Genomic DNA, 17,227 nt, shown 5'->3' with positions numbered 1-17,227 from the left:
CTGGGCGTGTTGAAGAGGGCCATCCATGAAAACAAGGATTGAAACATCCCGAGCTTTTTAACCCTCTCTCCGATCATCTTCGTTGAAGAGGGCCATCCATGAAAACAAGGATTGAAACAAAAGATACTGCATATCCTCGTAGATGATCTTATCTGGGTTGAAGAGGGCCATCCATGAAAACAAGGATTGAAACGGTATATTCCGCTTTCGGAGGCGGAATATGCCGAACGGTTGAAGAGGGCCATCCATGAAAACAAGGATTGAAACAGGCGGATTGATCCTTCACAAATCCCCGGAGAGTTCGTTGAAGAGGGCCATCCATGAAAACAAGGATTGAAACCAGAATTCCTCTACGTCCGTATATATGTCATTGCCGGTTGAAGAGGGCCATCCATGAAAACAAGGATTGAAACGAAAAAGCTCAATAGTGATCTGAGAGTCGAGTGTGTGTTGAAGAGGGCCATCCATGAAAACAAGGATTGAAACAAATATACCTCTTTGGGCCTGACTCCCGTTGTCGGTTGAAGAGGGCCATCCATGAAAACAAGGATTGAAACGGCGTAGAATGGGCTGTTCGTGAGCCTCCGTACCGAGTTGAAGAGGGCCATCCATGAAAACAAGGATTGAAACTCGTTGCCACGATTGAAACTTTGAAAACAAGGATTGAAACCTTTCTTCTGACTTCTCACTTCTGACTTCTGACTTTGTTGAGAGGGCCATCCATGAAAACAAGGATTGAAACCTTTCTTCTGACTTCTCACTTCTGACTTCTGACTTTGTTGAGAGGGCCATCCATGAAAACAAGGATTGAAGTGGGAAATTGGTGTCTGACACCTTTGGGGAAATCGAGGCGTTGAATTCATTTCGGGGCATTTGCGGGAGCATCACTTCTCGGGTATTATCGCCCTTGGAGCATCAATCGAATTGAATGAGGAAAAATGTTCGAGCTTTATGATGTGGTGATCATCGGCGGCGGGCCGGCAGGGATGAGCGCAGGGGTCTTTGCGGGGCGCAATCTGCTGAAGACCGTGATCCTTGAGAAGGCCGTCCTCGGCGGCCAGCCCGCGGTGGCGGAAAGGATCGAGAACTTTCCGGGATTTCCTGACCTGGACGGCTGGGACCTGACCACCCGTCTGGAAAAACATATCAAGGGACTCGGTGTCGGGGTCATTGAACCGGAAGAAGTCCGGAGCATAGAGACGCATGGGAAGGTCAGAAAGGTGATCGGCTCCCGAGGCGCTTATCTCGCAAAGGCGGTGATCGTGGCCTCGGGCGGCCGGCCCAGGCTCCTCAATGTGCCCGGAGAAAGGGAGTTCACCCGCAAGGGCGTCCATTACTGCGCCCACTGCGCAGGCTTCGGATACGAAGGCAAACGGATCGCCGTGGTCGGCGGAGGGGAGTCGGCCCTCCTGGGGGCGATCTACCTTGCCGGGATCGGGGAAAAGGTCTTTCTAATCCACCGCCGGGAGTTCTTTCGGAGTGAGAAGATTCTCCAGGATCGTGTGCTCCATACCAAAGAGATTGAGATGATGCAGGATTACGTGGTCGAGGAGATCTTCGGAGAGAGGATCGTCACCGGGATCCAGGTGCGAAACCAGGAGACCGGCGTCTCCTCCCGAATGGACATGGACGCGGTCTTTATCTATATCGGCTATATGCCCAATACGTCCTTTGTGGACGTGGACAAGGATGACAAAGGGTTCATCAAGGTCAACCTGGAGTTCGAGACATCAATTCCAGGCATCTTCGCCTGCGGCAATATAGTCCGGGAGAACGCTCAGGTCATCTCCTCCATGGGCGAAGGGGCCATGGCGGCGCTTTCCGCATCGAGGTACGTCATGGGAACGGTTTTCTAAGTCCAAGTTGTTCTAAGCCCCAGTTTGACTCCATGCAGTCAAAATGCTATAGTTCGCAAATGGAGGATGCAGCATGTCACTGACCCGCCGCGACTTTCTGAAACTCTCCGGAACCACAGTAACAGCAGGCGCCATTGCAGGTTTGAGCTCGTCCGAGGCCGAGGCCAGGGAACGGGAGAACCGGATTCAGGGGGCAGCCGTGACCACTACGATCTGTCCCTATTGTGCGGTGGGGTGCGGGATGATCGTCCACACCAGGGATGGGAAGGTCGTGAATATCGAGGGGGATCCCGATCACCCCATCAACAAAGGCTCTCTTTGCTCCAAAGGCGCATCCCTGATTCAGATTGTGAACAATCCCAAACGGGTGATCCGGCCCATGTACCGGGCGCCGGGCGCAAGTTCATGGAGAGAAGTCGAATGGGACTGGGCCCTGAATGAGATCGCGAAAAGGATCAAGAAGACACGGGATGAGACCTTTGTGCAGACCAATGACAAGGGACAGCTTGTCAACCGCTGCGACGGCATCGCTCATGTGGGGAGTGCGGCCCTGGACAATGAGGAGTGTTACCTTCTGCAAAAATGGCTCCGCTCCATCGGGCTTGTCTACATCGAACATCAGGCCCGTATTTGACACTCTGCCACGGTAGCGGCTCTGGCAGAGTCGTTCGGCAGAGGGGCGATGACGAATCACTGGATCGACATCCGGAATGCCGATGTGATCCTGATCATGGGGAGCAACCCTGCCGAGAACCATCCCATCTCCTTTAAGTGGATCACGGATGCGCAGGATCGGGGCGCCACCGTGATCAGCGTGGACCCCAGGTTTACGCGCACCTCTTCCAAGGCCGACATCTATGCCCCGATCCGTTCCGGCTCCGACATCGCATTCATCGCGGGGATGATCCGCTATATCCTGGAAAACGATCTCTACCATAGAGATTATGTCCGCCTTTATACCAACGCCTCCTTCCTGGTGAACGAGGAATTCAAAATGCCCGGTGAACTGGACGGGGTCTTCTCGGGCTATGACCCGGTCTCCAGGAAATATGATAAATCCGCCTGGGCCTTTCAGACGGACGAACGGGGCGTTGTCAGGAAAGACCCGGCCCTGTCCGATCCCCACTGCGTGCTTGAGCTTCTGAAGAAGCACGTCTCCCGCTATGATCCGGACACGGTCTCCTCCATCACGGGCACGCCCAGGGAACTTCTTGAAAAGATCTACAAGGTCTACGCCTCCACAGGCCGGCCCGACAGGGCGGCCACCATCCTCTATGCCATGGGCTGGACCCAGCATACCGTGGGCACCCAGAACATCCGGGCCATGGCCATTGTCCAGCTCCTTCTCGGGAATATCGGACGAGCCGGGGGCGGAGTGAATGCGCTCCGCGGGGAGAGCAATGTGCAGGGATCCACCGACCACGGCCTTCTCTTTGATGCCCTCCCCGGATACCTCAAGGCCCCAAGGGCCTCGGATACGAGCCTTGCTCTTTACCATGAAAAATATACTCTCAAGACGAAGGAGCCCATGAGCGCGAACTGGTGGGGCAATTATCCGAAATATTCGGTGAGCCTCCTCAAGGCCGCGTACGGTGAGGCCGCAACACCGGAGAATGACTTCGGTTATGCCTGGCTCCCCAAGCTGGACGATACGCAGGATGCCTCGTGGCTTACGCTCTTTCATGAGATGGCGCAGGGGAAGTTCAAAGGCTTTTTCGCCTGGGGGCAGAACCCGGCCTGTTCCGGGTCCAATGCCGGCAAGGTGAGAAAGGCGCTCGGGAAGCTCGATTGGATGGTGAATGTCAATCTCTTCGATAATGAGACCGGCTCCTTCTGGCGGGGCCCGGGTGTGAATCCGGAGGAGATCAAGACCGAGGTCTTCTTTCTCCCCTGCGCCTCTTCGGTGGAGAAGGAGGGGAGCATCACCAACTCGGGGCGATGGGCGCAGTGGCGGTACGCCGCGGTTCCGCCCGTGGGAGAGTCCATGCCCGATGCCGAGATCGTGAACCAACTCTACGGCCGGGTCAAGAGACTTTATGAACAAGAGGGAGGGGTCTTTCCCGACCCTGTGCTCAAGCTCGCCTGGGATTATGGGTCCGGGGATACGGCAGGTTCGCCGGACAAGATCAACACGCACCGGATCGCGAAAGAAATCAACGGTTATTTCCTGAAAGATAAAGAGATTAAGGGGACGCTCTACAAGAAAGGGACGCTGGCGCCGAGCTTTGCCTTGCTTCAAGAGGACGGCTCCACCTCTTCGGGCAACTGGCTCTTTTGCAATTCCTATACTGAAGAGGGAAACCGGATGGCCCGGCGTTCAGTAGAAGACCGCTCAGGGATCGGGCTCTATCCGGAGTGGGGGTGGTGCTGGCCCGTGAACCGGAGGATCATCTACAACCGCGCCTCGGTGGACGAGTACGGCCGGCCGTGGGACCCGGCAAGGGCCGTCATTGAATGGAAGGATGAGAAGTGGGTCGGAGACGTGCCGGACGGGGCATGGCCTCCCCTGAAGAAGCCTGACGGCGCCCTCAACCCGGACTCCAGGAATCCCTTCATCATGAAGCCCGGAGGCGCGGCCCACATCTTCGGACCCGACAGAAACGACGGCCCCTTCCCCGAGCACTATGAGCCGCTGGAGTGCCCGATCCAGGAAAACCCCATGTCGAGCAGACATCGGATCAACCCTACGGCGAAACTTTTCTACGTGGAGGATGGGAAGAACGCCGAGGATATCTTCTACTCCTGTGATTACCGTTATCCCTTTGTGGCGACCACGTACCGTGTGAGCGAACACTGGCAGACCGGGGTCATGACCCGCCACCAGCCCTGGCTCCTGGAGATGGCGCCGGAACTCTTTGTGGAGATGAGCCGCGAACTCGCGGCCGATCTGGGGATCAGGAATGGAGACCGGGTCAAGGTCACCTCAGCACGCGGAGAGGTCAAGGCCGTAGCCATGGTTACGGCGCGCTTCAAGCCGTTCAAGGTCATGGGGAACACGGTGCATCAGGTGGGACTCCCTTACCACTTCGGATGGCAGTATCCCGAGGACGGGAGCGGCGGAGACAGCGTGAATCTGCTCACGCCCACCATCGGCGATGCGAACACCATGATCCCGGAGACCAAGGCGTTTATGGTGAATGTGGAGAAACTATAGCTGATTCTGCCGCAAATATATTCTGTATACTCCTCCGACCGAAGGGAGCATGTACATGCCCAAAGGCGTACTGATTGATCTCACGCGTTGCACGGGCTGCCGGGGGTGCCAGGCGGCGTGCAAGGAGTGGAATGAGCGCAAGGCGCGGAGAACGACCCTGTCCGGGAACTTCACCAATCCTTCCAGGCTTAACTCCGACTGCTATACCCACATCCGCTTTCATGAGCAGGAAATGGACGGCGTGCCGGTCTGGAGCTTTGTCAAGAACCAGTGCCTTCACTGCAAGAAACCGGCCTGCGCCTCGGCCTGCCCGGTGGGGGCCCTCGCCAAGACAGAGGCCGGGCCTGTGATCTATCACTTCGACCGGTGCATCGGGTGCCGCTACTGCATGCTGGCCTGTCCCTTTGAGATCCCGAAGTACGAGTGGGAAAGCGCCTTTCCCTGGGTGCAGAAGTGCAGCTTCTGTTCGGAGAGGATCCGAGACGGCCTGGTTCCGGCCTGCATCAAGACCTGTCCGACCGAGACTATGCTCTACGGTGAGTATGACGATATCGTCAAGGAGGCTAAAGCGCGTATCCGCAGAAACCCCGGAAAGTATGTGCCCCATATTTACGGATTGGAAGAGGCCGGGGGGACTTCCTGGATCTATATCTCCGGTGTCCCCTTTGATAAGATCGGATTCAACACCCATGTGGGGAGCGCGGTCCTGCCGGCGATTACGTGGAAGTCGCTTGCCAAGATCCCCTTCAGCGTGACCGCACTGGTGGCGCTTCTTGGGGCGATTGCATGGATAAGAAACAGGGGAGAGATCGGAGGGCAGACCACGGACAGAGGGCCAGAGGCAGAGGGTGGAACGCGGAAGACCCCCGCCCCCTAACCCCCTCCCGCGATGGGGAGGGGAAAGAATAGAAGTAAGCTAATGAATCGTCCCATCGTTTTTGAGAATATCCTGACTTATTTCCCCGCTCTTGATGGCCTATGGTTCGGAGCCAACGGCTCATAGAGGAGGGGATAAAGGGGAGGGAGATGAGTGGAGAGGGAATAAGGGGAAGAAATCCTCTCGAAGGGGTCAGGATGTTTGGCTCAAAGCTGATCGCTGATTGCTGACGGATTCTCCCTGTTGAGGTTCCAACATGAATCGGCTCAAAGACATCCCGTTGATTTCCAGGAGCACATGGCCCCTGTTTTTCCTGATGGCGCTGGGCGCGGGATGCATGGTCTACCGCTTTGCCATGGGACTCGGCGCCTCCACACATCTCAGCGACAGTTTTCCGTGGGGCATCTGGGTGGGTATGGATATCTTCGTGGGGGTGGCCTTGGCCGCAGGCGGGTTCACGCTCACTGCGGCTATCTATATCTTCAACTGGAAGAAATACAAACCCGTGGCCCGGCCCGCGGTCCTGACGGCCTTCCTCGGCTACCTTCTCCTTGTCATGGGAGTGATCATTGATATCGGGAAGCCGCTCTCGTTCTGGCATCCGCTGGTCATGTGGCAGTACCGCTCGGTTCTCTTTGAGGTGGTCTGGTGCATCGCCCTCTACACCGCCGTGCTGGCCATGGAATTTTCGCCGGCCCTGCTTGATGGGGCCGGTATGCACGGTCTCGCAAGCTTCATGAAGAACAAACTGGTCCTATTCCCTCTGGTCATCGCAGGGGTGACCCTTTCCTTTCATCACCAGTCTTCGCTGGGAAACCTCTTCCTGATTGTGCCCGACAAACTCCACCACCTCTGGTACACGCCTCTCATCGGCCTTCTTTATTTCCTCTCGGCCGTGGCCGCAGGCATGGCCATGGTCTCTTTTGAGAGCATCGTGAGTTCATGGGCCTTCAAAAGGGGATATGAGGTCGGGATTCTGAGGGGCCTCGCCAAGGGATCGGCGGTTTCGCTTCTCATCTATTTGGCGGTACGGTTCACTGATCTTGCCGTTAGGGGAAATTTTCCTCTTATGCTGGAAGGGAGCCGAGCCAGTGTGCTTTTCTTTATTGAAATCATGGCCGGCGTGATCGTGCCCATGCTTCTCCTTGCATCTGCAAGCCGTGAGGGGCCGGTCGGACGAATCCTGGGGGGACAGATCCTTGTCATGGCCGGCGTGATCCTGAACCGGTTTGACACAAATTTTCTGACCCAGGCCGCACACGGCGGTTCCTATTTTCCTTCCTGGATGGAGATCGCGATCACCGCAGGGGTGATCTCCTTCGGCGTCTTCCTGTATAGAATAGCGGTTCTGCGTTTGGAAGTTTTCCCAAGCGCCGAGGTTCAACATTAAATACTGCCGGAATTCCCTTAATGTTCTATGAGCCAAGAAAGACCAGGAGTCTCCTTCGTTGCGAGAATGGAATTGGTGAACAGAGAATCTCCAGACAGTAAAACAGAGGGGGCGGCCGCATCGCGGGAGTGGTCGGTGTTGCAGGCCTTTCGCCACCGGAATTACCGGCTCTTTTTCGCCGGCCAGCTTGTCTCCCTGATCGGCACCTGGATGCAGTCGGTCGCACAGTCGTGGCTCGTTTACCGTCTGACCGGTTCGGCGATGATGCTGGGACTGGTCGGCTTTGCGAGCCAGATCCCCGTGTTTCTGGTCGCTCCCCTGGGCGGCGCCGTCTCCGACCGGCACAACAGGCGACTCATCCTCATTGCCGCGCAGAGTGCGTCGATGCTTCTTGCCTTCGCACTTGCCGCACTGACGCTGGCCCACCGCGTGCACGTGGTCCACGTCTTCGTGCTCGCAGCCGCCCTCGGCGTGGTCAATGCCTTCGACATCCCGGCTCGGCAGGCGTTCGTGGTGGATATGGTGGGCCGGGACGATCTCCTCAACGCCATCGCCTTGAACTCCTCGATGTTCAACGGCGCCCGGATTGTCGGCCCGGCCTTAGCGGGCGTGCTGGTGGCGAGCATCGGCGAGGGGTGGTGTTTCTTCGCAAATGCCATGAGCTACCTTGCCGTCATCACCGGGCTTTTGATGATGAGAATCACGGCGCAGGCGCGCGTTCCATTACTCGGATCAGCGCTGGCCAGCATCATCGAGGGGTTCCGCTTTGTGTGGGCCCCTGGGCCGATTCGGGCCTTGCTGATCCTCCTTGGGATCATCAGCCTCATGGGAATGCCCTATGTGGTACTCATGCCGATCTTTGCCGGCCGGATCTTTCACGGCGGGGCCAGAGAGCTCGGACTGCTCATGGGCGCATCGGGAGTCGGCGCTCTGCTGGGCGCGCTGAGGCTCGCTGCAAGGCAGGGCGTGAAGGGCCTGGGACGCTGGGTTGCCCTGTCGGCGGGGGCGTTCGGCGCAAGCCTGATCCTGTTTTCGCTTTCCCGGTCATTCTGGCTTTCGGCGGCCCTGCTCATTCCGGTCGGTTTCTCAATGATGATCGAGATGGCCGCATCGAACACGCTCATCCAGACCATGGCGCCGGACCATCTGCGAGGGCGTGTGATGGCGGTCTACTCCATGATGTTCATGGGCATGGCGCCGTTAGGTGCGCTGCTCTCGGGGGCGCTGGCGGATCGGATCGGCGCGCCGGTTACGGTGGCCATCGGCGGAGTATTCTGCATCGCCGGATCAGTGGTCTTCAGGGTCTATTTGCCGGCCCTGAAGGTCGAGGCGAGGCGGATGATCGTGGCCCTGAGGGCGGCCGGCGGGGGTCCGGCGGAAGAGGTGACGGGAGATGGAAGCGCAGCCGCCCCGAAGCCGGGTTCCGAACAGCACGGGCACCGCTCCGGCGAGGCGTGATCGTTCCGGATGGAAGCAAGACCCCTGCGGTCAGAAAGGTGTGATGCTGACCTTGTTTATGATGACATCCGATAATGGTTTATCATTGTTTTTGTCTGTAGGCACGAGGCCGATCGCCTGCACCACGTCCATCCCTTCAACCACCCGGCCGAAGACCGTATGAACTCCGTCAAGCCAGGATGTTTCCGCCAGCGTGATAAAGAACTGGCTCCCGCCCGTATTGGGCCCTGAGTTGGCCATGGAGAGAATGCCTGGCCCATCGTGCTTCAAAAGAAGATTGCCTGAATCGTCTTTAGGGAACTCGTCAACAATCTTGTAGCCCGGCCCTCCGGTTCCGTCTCCGTTGGGATCGCCTCCCTGGATCATAAAATCCTTTATCACCCTGTGGAATGTCAATCCGTCATAGAATTCCTGCTTTGCCAGGCTGATGAAGTTCTTTGTGGTGAGGGGCACGAGGTCTTCAAAGAGTTCGAGCTTGATCGTGCCGTAGTTGGTTTCAATCACAGCAAACCTGTTGCTCGGGAAATTGTCTCCGAGGCCGTCGCTGTTCAGGTCCTCCCATTCTTCCTCATCCAGGGGGAATGCATCAACGATATCCGATACACTGTCATTGTCATCGTCGTCATCCACGTCGTTGTCTATGCCGTCGTTGTCCGTGTCGAGCGGGTAAATGTCTGAATCATCTGTCCTTCCATCTCCGTCGTCGTCAAGGTCCGCATTATTTCCGATCCCGTCTCCGTCAGTATCGACGCTTTCACTCGAGTCCAGCGGGAACGCATCATCCGCATCCGATACGCCGTCATTGTCGTCATCCGTATCCGCGTGGTTCCCTATCCCGTCTTGATCCGTATCCACGGATTCGGACGGGTCCAATGGAAAGGCATCATCCGCATCCAGCACACCGTCATTGTCATCGTCGAGGTCGGCGTTGTCTCCGATTCCGTCTTTATCTGCATCCGCCCATTCCGAGGCATCATTCGGGAAGAGATCCGTATGATCCCCAACACCATCATTGTCCGTATCGAGCCATTCACTCGGGTCCAATGGGAAGGCATCATCCGCATCCGATACGCCGTCATTGTCATCATCCGCATCGGCGTTGTTCCCAATGCCGTCTTGATCCGTATCCAAGGTCTCTGATGGATCGTTGGGGAAGGCATCTTTGCTGTCTGCAACGCCGTCGCCGTCGCTGTCAGGCTCTATCGCAATATTTATAAGATGAATGCCGTGGGTATCGTCTGCCGTAACCATGCGGTCTCCATCCACCCAAAGATCCGTGCAAAATCCCTGTGTATCCAAACGGGCGGCAAAGGACGGCGCGGCGGGATCTTGGATGTCCACGACCTGGACGCCGTTGTTGCCGTTGGCTATATAGGCATAGTGACCCTGAACGTTGATCTGATAGGAAGGCTGGTCGCTCGATTGCGAATTCTCATCAGTCAATGGAAGAGAAGAAACAGGCGTTGGATAAACATTTTTTATGTCCGATATGGAGAGTCCGCCTACTTCACCGGCCGTCAGGAGGTAGTCTCCATATTTTTCAACGGCATTAATCTTATATCCCATGTTGATCTTTTGAATGATCTTTGCATAGGATGGCTCAGAGATAAAGATCATGCTCAACCCCTGATCAGAAGAGGCGACATAGGCCACTTGGTTGGATACGACGGACTGTAAATAAACATCGAATCCTTGAACCTGTCCTGTTAGAACCGGCGCATCCGGCGTGCTGATATCGAGGATCAAGAATTCATTCAAGAATCCACTCACTGAACTGAGATACAGGGTATCCCCTTCAAGGGTGATATAATATAAAGCTCCCGTGGTGTAGAACGAGGAGACGAGGGAAGGGCTTTCGGGTATGGATACGTCCACAACCAGTACGCCCAGAGAGGATGTGCCGACATACAGATAATGACCTTTTTTAGCCAGGGAATAGGCCTCGCCCTGGCTGATGGGTAAGGAACCGATCTTTTTTAATGTTGAACGATCTGAAATCTCCAAGACCAGCAAGCCATCGGAGCCATCCGCAACATAGACGATGTTCCCGTCTTTCAAGATGCTGTAACTTGTGCCGGGTGTCTGGTAGGTATCCAGGGTTGAAAGGGCCACGACTTCTTTTGGCGCTGACTCCTCGACACCGGCTGCCGGGGAACTTCCCCCACCCCCGCCTCCTGAACAGCCGAGCATGAGAAGGGTAAAAGAAGATAAGAGCCGGATGACAAGGATGAATTTTTTTAAAAGATAATCCATAAAAGTTTTCCTCATTATTTCTAAAAAATTATGCAAAAATTATACCAACAGATCTTTTTCTCCGATTTATTTGAAATAAAATTTTAATTCGGTTGTAACCATCTAATTATATTAAAATATCAGGTTCGTTTAACCGTTTGATATGAAGAGACTCCGGCGGCTCTATGTGTGAAAAAGTTTTCCATTTAATAGAAATAAAGTTCCATTTATAGGAAAATATTTTCCTATAAGACGTCCTGGTGGCCAGTCAGACACTTCCCCTGCCCGGACTGATGATAGATCGGTGCCATCCTATCGCTGTTTCCGGGATCGGCGGGTCTGCGACAAATTTATGGGTACACATCAGGGTTACATATGTTTGTCATTGTCCGGTCCCCCGATCCAGTCGGAGGACAGGCCCGACCGGACAATCCAGTTTTTTATTGTCTGGATTCCCCGATCCAGTCGGGGAATGACGCTCTTAGAGAAATATTTACCCATAAATTTGTCGCACACCCGGGGCTGGCGGGGTCATAGACGTCTTTTGCGATCTGAGGTATAGTTGGAAACGCTGTATAATCTAAATTCCCTTAATCCTGAGCAACTTTGATTTCTGTGATATATATCACAGAAGAATAGATCCTAATATAGCAATATTCAAATAAGAAATTTCTTTAATATGCCCAAGTCATGAGAATTATTAATTAATTATGAACCGCATCAGTTTATGCCGGTCAAACCAACTTAACGGGTTCAGAATATCAGAATAAAAGGGAGGAAATCGCCATGTCAGGACCCAAAGAACCGGATGAGATCAAAACCCCTATGTTGGACGAGCTGGAAAAGGGGCCATGGCCGAGCTTCGTGAAAGACTTAAAGCAGCTCTCCAGGAAAAAGCCGGCCATAAAACAGCTCCTGGGACAGCTCGAGCAGTCCTACGAGACCTGCACCGACTACTGGCAGGGGACTGTGATCAACCTCGACGGGTACGGCGGGGGTGTGATCGGCCGATATTCGGAACTAACAGAGAAATTTCCGGAGATGGCGAGGTTCAACACGATCCGCATCCTTGAGCCCTCGGGCTGGGTCTATTCCACCGAGGCCCTTCGGGAACTCTGCGACATCAGTGAGAAGCACAGCGCCGGCATCCTGCAGTTTCACGGCATGACCGGTGATATCCTGATGCTCGGCTCCAACAATGAACAGACCTTCGAGGCCGGAGAGGCGCTCATGGAAAAGGGCTGGGACATCGGCGGGTCGGGCGCGGCCCTCAGGACCCTGGCCTGCTGTGTGGGGCCCGGCCGCTGCGAGATGTCCTGCTTCGATACCCTGGGGCTGACCAAATACATCACCGATACCTTCATTAGTGAACTCCACCGTCCCGAATTCCCTTATAAGTACAAGTTCAAGATCTCAGGCTGTGCCAATGACTGCGCCTGCTCCATGCAGAGATCCGACATGCCGATCATCGGGACCTGGCGTGACGAGATCCAGGTCAACCAGGAAGAGGCGGCCAAGTTCATCGATCAGAGGGGCGAGCAGTTTGTCATCAAGAATGTGATCACCCGGTGTCCCACGCAGTGCATGACTCTGAAGGACCGAACGATCAAGATCGACGATAAGAACTGTGTCCATTGCATGCATTGTATCAACGTGATGCACAAGGCCCTGGCTATCGGTAAGGACCGGGGTGTGACCATCCTGATCGGGGGAAAGCGCAGCCTGAAGATCGGCGATACCATGAGTTCCGTGCTGGTCCCCTTCATGAAGATGGAGACTGAGGAGGATCGGGAAAAACTGACGGACCTGGTCCGGAGGATTTGGGACTTCTGGGGCGAGAATGGGATGGAACACGAGCGTGTGGGGGAATTCATTGACCGGGTCGGACTGGGCGCCTTCCTCGACGGCATCGGGCTCCTGCCGGATCCGCAGATGGTCAGAGCGCCGAGAAGCAACCCTTACATCAAGTTCGAGGAGTACACGCGGCCCAGAATGGCCGGGGAAGAAAAGAAAGTTCCGCCCTTTGTGGACAAGGAGCTCGAAGGCGAGGAAACAACCTCTTAACACGGGAGAGATGATCATGGAATCAAAGAAAAAAATGGCTCCAAGGGACAACGGGGCGCCGGACTTCAAGAAGTTTTTGCACCCCCTCATGGCCAAAAATTACGGCCATTGGAAATATCATGAGAACCTGCGTCCCGGTGTGCTGGTGCATGTGGCGGAAAGCGGGGACGCCCTCTACACGGTCCGGGCGGGATCCCCCCGCACCATGAGCGTGGATACGGTGCGGAAGATCTGTACGATCGCGGACAAGTATTGCCAGGGTCATCTGCGTTTTACCAGCCGGTGCAACATCGAGTTTCTGCTCGCAAACAGGGAGGATATCGATCCCCTGATTCGGGAAGTCCACGACGTCCTCGGCTTTCCCGTGGGGGGCACAGGCCCCTCGGTCTCCAATATCATCCATACCCAGGGCTGGCTTCACTGCAATCTCCCGGGAACCGATGCCGCCGGCGCGGTCAAGGCCCTCATGGATACGCTCTATGAGGATTTTGTCAGCGAGCGCCTGCCCCAGCGTGTCAAGATCTCCACCTCTTGCTGCCAGATCAACTGCGGCGGCCAGACGGATATCGCCATCAATCTTCAGCACCACAAGCCGCCCAGGATCAGTCACGACAAGATGCAGATCTGTGAGCATCCCAAGGTGGTGGCCATCTGCCCCGTGGCTGCGGTCCGCCCCCGCAAGGTGGAAGGCCGGGACTCCCTGGAGGTCATCGAAGAGAAGTGCATGTATTGCGGGGCCTGCCACGGACAGTGCCCGAGCATGGAGATCCGTGACGCCGAAACCGACACCCTGTCTATCTGGGTCGGCGGCAAGTCGGCCAGCACCCGAAGCGGTCCCTCTTTTATGAAACTGGCTACCTATGGGCTCCCCAACCATCCGCCCCGCTGGCCCGAGGTGAGTGCCGCCGTGAGCAAGATTATTGAAGCCTACAGAGCGAGTGCCAAGCCTTACGAACGGATGGGCGAGTGGATAGACCGGATCGGATGGAAACGCTTTTTCGAGGTCACGGGCTTTCCGTTCACCAAGTACCATATCGACAATTACCGCTTTGCCCGTACCACATTCAACACATCCTCACAGGTCAGATTATAGGAGGGGTACGATCATGGAAATACAATCTGTCCCGGCAAGGGCCGCACAGTTGGAGATCGTGAAAAACCAAACCGCGTCACCGTCCGACGTCGTGGTGACCTGCGGTGAGAGCTGGAAGTGTCCGGTTTACGTCCGGCAGATGCCGCCGTGCCGGAACGAGTGTCCCAGCAGCGAGGATATCCGCGGTTATCTCACGGTTGTGGCTGCTGCGGAATACCAGAAGAAGAGCCCTGAAGAAGCCCTGGACGAGGCCTGGCACATTTTGACGGACAAGAATCCCATGCCCGCCACGCACGGCCGGATCTGTCCCCATCCCTGCGAGGATGGCTGCAACCGAAAGAACAAGTCCGACGGCCCCGTGGCCATCAACAACTTTGAGCGGGTGGTAGGAGATCACGGTCTCGAACGCGGGCTCAGATTCAAGAAGCTGACCGAGAAGGTGAGAAAAGAAAGGGTGGCCGTAATCGGATCAGGTCCGTCCGGACTCTCCTGTGTCTATCAATTGGCCCGCCGCGGTTATCCGGTTACGATCTTTGAGGCCTATGACAAACCCGGCGGTATGTTGCGCTACGGGATACCCTCCTACCGGCTTCCGGACAAGGTTCTGGACGGGGAGATCAAGAACATCCTGGATCTGGGCGTGGAACTACGCTGCAACACCAGGGTCGGTGTGGATATCCCTTTTGAGGAGTTGTGTAAAAAATATAACGCCGTCTATGTGGCCATCGGCGCCCACCGGGGCGCCAAGCTGAATGTCCCGGGTGAGGACGCGGCCAATGTCTTCACGGCCGCCGATTATCTGAACCGGATCAACTCCGGCGTCAAAGTGGATCTCGGCAATAAGGTGGTGGTGGTCGGCGGCGGGGACAGCGCCATCGATGCGGCACGAGTCTCTCTTCGCATGGCCCATAAGGGCGCAGGCGATGCGGACCAGTTCGATACGGAGTCGGCTCAGACCGTCCTGGATTCGGCCCGTGTCTCCAAGCGTTTAAGCCATGCCGAGGTAGCCATTCTCTACCGGCGGACCCGCGCCGAGATGCCGGCCATCGGACACGAGATCCTGGAGGCCGAAAAAGAAGGGGTCCGGATCGAATTTCTTGCGGCCCCCATTGAGATTCTGACGCAAGACGGACGCGTGGCCGGGATCCAATGCATCCGCATGGAACTGGGCGAGCCTGACAAGTCCGGACGGCGCCGTCCCATCCCTGTCAAGGGGTCGGAATTCACCATAGAGGCCACGGCCGTGATCTCAGGTATCGGCCAGCAGCCCGATCTTGCGGGCGGCCTGATGGAACTGGCCAACCAGTGGGGATGGATCAATATCCGGAACAACCGGCAGACCGGGCTCGATGGGGTCTTTGCCGGAGGCGATGTCCTGGGCCTGGGGATCTCCTCGCGTTCAGTGGGTGAAGGCCGCAAGGCCGCTCAGGCCATAGAGGCCTATCTCAACGGCCGGGAATATAAGCCCCTGCCTATGATCCGGCCCATAAAAGAGACCCATCTTCGCTTCGATTACTACAAGGACGCTCCGAGGCACGAGAAGAAAAGCCTTCCCGCAGAGGAGAGGATCCGGGGGTTTCAGGAAATCTATCAGAGACTGACCAGGGATGAGGCCGTTGCCGAAGCCAAGCGGTGCATGAGCTGCGGTTTGTGTTTCAACTGCGATCAGTGCCGCATCTACTGTCCGAGGGAGGCCGTCAGCAGGGACCTCGCCCGGCCCATGGGCCAGGTCATGTTCACGGATTACACAAAGTGCAACGGCTGTCACATCTGTTCCCTCATATGCCCGTGCGGCTACATCGAGATGGGGATGGGATTATAACGAGTTCCCTTGCTCAGCCCTCCTCTTTCGTCATTGTCCGGTCCCCCGATGGGGCCTGTCCTCCGATCCCCCGATCAAGTCGGAGGACAGGCCCGACCGGACAATCCAGCTTACTCTTCATCATTGTCTGGCTCGGCCGGAGAATCGTGCGCCTGAGAGTGTGCAGAGTCAGAAGGAGGCAAGTGGTTTAGTCTGATGGACAAGGTTTACGCTGGCAGAAGTCTCAAAGCGGCCTGGGGCAGAGTGAAGGCCGACGGAGGGGCTGCCGGGGTGGACAATCAGAGCATCGAGGCATTTCAAAGCAACCAGGAAAGGTATCTGGCAGAGCTGGAGAATCAACAGGAGCTATTTTGACACCATTCCCCATGATGGGTTGATGGAAGAAGTCAAAAGACAAGTGGCGGACGGACGGGTATTGGATCTCATAAGGGGCTACCTGAAGCAAGGCGTCATGGAGGGTCTGAGCCAATGGGAACCGGACAGAGGCACCCCCCAGGGTGCGGTCATTAGTCCCTTACTTTCCAACATTTATCTGAACCCCATTGACCACGAGATGCAGCAAATGGGACAAGAGATGGTCAGATATGCGGACGATTTCGTCATATTGTGCTCAAGCCGGGAAGAAGCCGAGAAGGCGCTGACCGGAGTAAAGGCGATGATAGAAGGAAGGGGGCTCTTCCTGCATCCTGAGAAGACACGAATCGTGGATGTTACAATAGAAGGAGGGTTCGACTTTCTTGGCTACCACTTTGAGCGAAACAGGAGATGGCCGCGCAAGAAGAGCATGGACAAACTCAAAGAGGTGATCCGGCAGAAGACAAGACGGACATCGGGAAAGAGCCTGACGGCTATTATCGATGACCTGAACCGGAGCTTGAGGGGTTGGTTTGAATACTTCCGCCACAGCGAGAGGCGAACATTTCAGATTCTCGACGGATGGATAAGGATGAGACTGAGAAGCATCTTGCGGAAGCGGCACGGGCGGAAGGGAGTCGGGCGAGGCTTTGACCATCTGACATGGCCGAATACCTACTTTGCCGATCTTGGGCTGTTCACCTTAACCGCAGCCTTAGATGCGGCTCGTCAATCCCGATGTGGAAAACGCTAACTGGAGAGCCGGATGCGGGAAATCCGCCTGTCCGGTTCGGAGGGGGGGGAGGCGAAAGCCTTCCCTACCCCTATCATGGTTCGACAAGCTCACCATGACAATTGTCACCCTGAGCCTGTCGAAGGGTGGATTCCCCGATCAAGCCTGCCCTCGACTGCGATCGGGGGTCGGGG

At 56.0% G+C, this 17,227-nt stretch carries 11 protein-coding genes and 1 CRISPR repeat array; of the genes, 10 read left to right on the top strand and 1 reads right to left on the bottom strand.

The window, feature by feature from the left end:
* Nucleotides 1-8 precede the first annotated feature (8 nt).
* A CRISPR array of direct repeats spans nucleotides 9-630; the repeat unit is 37 nt; unit sequence GTTGAAGAGGGCCATCCATGAAAACAAGGATTGAAAC.
* Between the two features lie 308 nt (nucleotides 631-938).
* From AUK29_02190 to AUK29_02165, 6 genes are all read left to right on the top strand, one after another.
* Complete coding sequence (locus AUK29_02190; protein ID OIP65757.1) at nucleotides 939-1,856, top strand: hypothetical protein; 918 nt, start codon at nucleotides 939-941, stop codon at nucleotides 1,854-1,856.
* 73 nt (nucleotides 1,857-1,929) lie between these two features.
* Nucleotides 1,930-2,490, top strand: coding sequence for a formate dehydrogenase (locus AUK29_02185; GenBank protein ID OIP65756.1), 561 nt, complete (start codon nucleotides 1,930-1,932; stop codon nucleotides 2,488-2,490).
* A gap of 48 nt (nucleotides 2,491-2,538) precedes the next feature.
* On the top strand, nucleotides 2,539-5,010 hold the full coding sequence (locus tag AUK29_02180; protein ID OIP65755.1) for a formate dehydrogenase-N subunit alpha: 2,472 nt from the start codon (nucleotides 2,539-2,541) through the stop codon (nucleotides 5,008-5,010).
* Nucleotides 5,011-5,065: 55 nt separating this feature from the next.
* Nucleotides 5,066-5,887, top strand: a complete 822-nt coding sequence (locus tag AUK29_02175) for a hypothetical protein (GenBank protein ID OIP65754.1) — start codon at nucleotides 5,066-5,068, stop codon at nucleotides 5,885-5,887.
* 256 nt (nucleotides 5,888-6,143) lie between these two features.
* Nucleotides 6,144-7,277, top strand: coding sequence for a hypothetical protein (locus AUK29_02170; protein OIP65753.1), 1,134 nt, complete (start codon nucleotides 6,144-6,146; stop codon nucleotides 7,275-7,277).
* Between the two features lie 66 nt (nucleotides 7,278-7,343).
* A complete protein-coding gene (locus tag AUK29_02165) occupies nucleotides 7,344-8,735 on the top strand; it encodes an MFS transporter (GenBank protein ID OIP65752.1) in 1,392 nt (463 codons plus the stop codon).
* Between the two features lie 30 nt (nucleotides 8,736-8,765).
* On the opposite strand, the gene AUK29_02160 is transcribed toward AUK29_02165, so the two are convergent.
* Complete coding sequence (locus AUK29_02160; GenBank protein ID OIP65751.1) at nucleotides 8,766-10,988, bottom strand: hypothetical protein; 2,223 nt, start codon at nucleotides 10,986-10,988, stop codon at nucleotides 8,766-8,768.
* A gap of 765 nt (nucleotides 10,989-11,753) precedes the next feature.
* On the opposite strand from AUK29_02160, the gene AUK29_02155 reads away from it, so the two are divergent.
* From AUK29_02155 to AUK29_02140, 4 genes are all read left to right on the top strand, one after another.
* The gene (locus AUK29_02155; GenBank protein ID OIP65750.1) at nucleotides 11,754-13,031 is read left to right on the top strand and encodes a sulfite reductase, dissimilatory-type subunit alpha; all 1,278 of its coding nucleotides are present in this window, start codon (nucleotides 11,754-11,756) and stop codon (nucleotides 13,029-13,031) included.
* 16 nt (nucleotides 13,032-13,047) lie between these two features.
* Nucleotides 13,048-14,124, top strand: coding sequence for a sulfite reductase, dissimilatory-type beta subunit (locus AUK29_02150; protein OIP65758.1), 1,077 nt, complete (start codon nucleotides 13,048-13,050; stop codon nucleotides 14,122-14,124).
* A 13-nt stretch (nucleotides 14,125-14,137) separates the two neighbouring features.
* Entirely contained in the window at nucleotides 14,138-15,946 is a 1,809-nt protein-coding gene (locus AUK29_02145; GenBank protein ID OIP65749.1) for a hypothetical protein, read from the top strand.
* A gap of 376 nt (nucleotides 15,947-16,322) precedes the next feature.
* Nucleotides 16,323-17,054, top strand: coding sequence for a hypothetical protein (locus AUK29_02140; protein ID OIP65748.1), 732 nt, complete (start codon nucleotides 16,323-16,325; stop codon nucleotides 17,052-17,054).
* The last annotated feature ends 173 nt before the right edge of the window (nucleotides 17,055-17,227 follow it).

This window comes from Nitrospirae bacterium CG2_30_53_67 (genome assembly GCA_001873285.1).
Classification (GTDB): domain Bacteria; phylum CG2-30-53-67; class CG2-30-53-67; order CG2-30-53-67; family CG2-30-53-67; genus CG2-30-53-67.
This window is presented reverse-complemented; position numbering and strand designations above follow the sequence as displayed.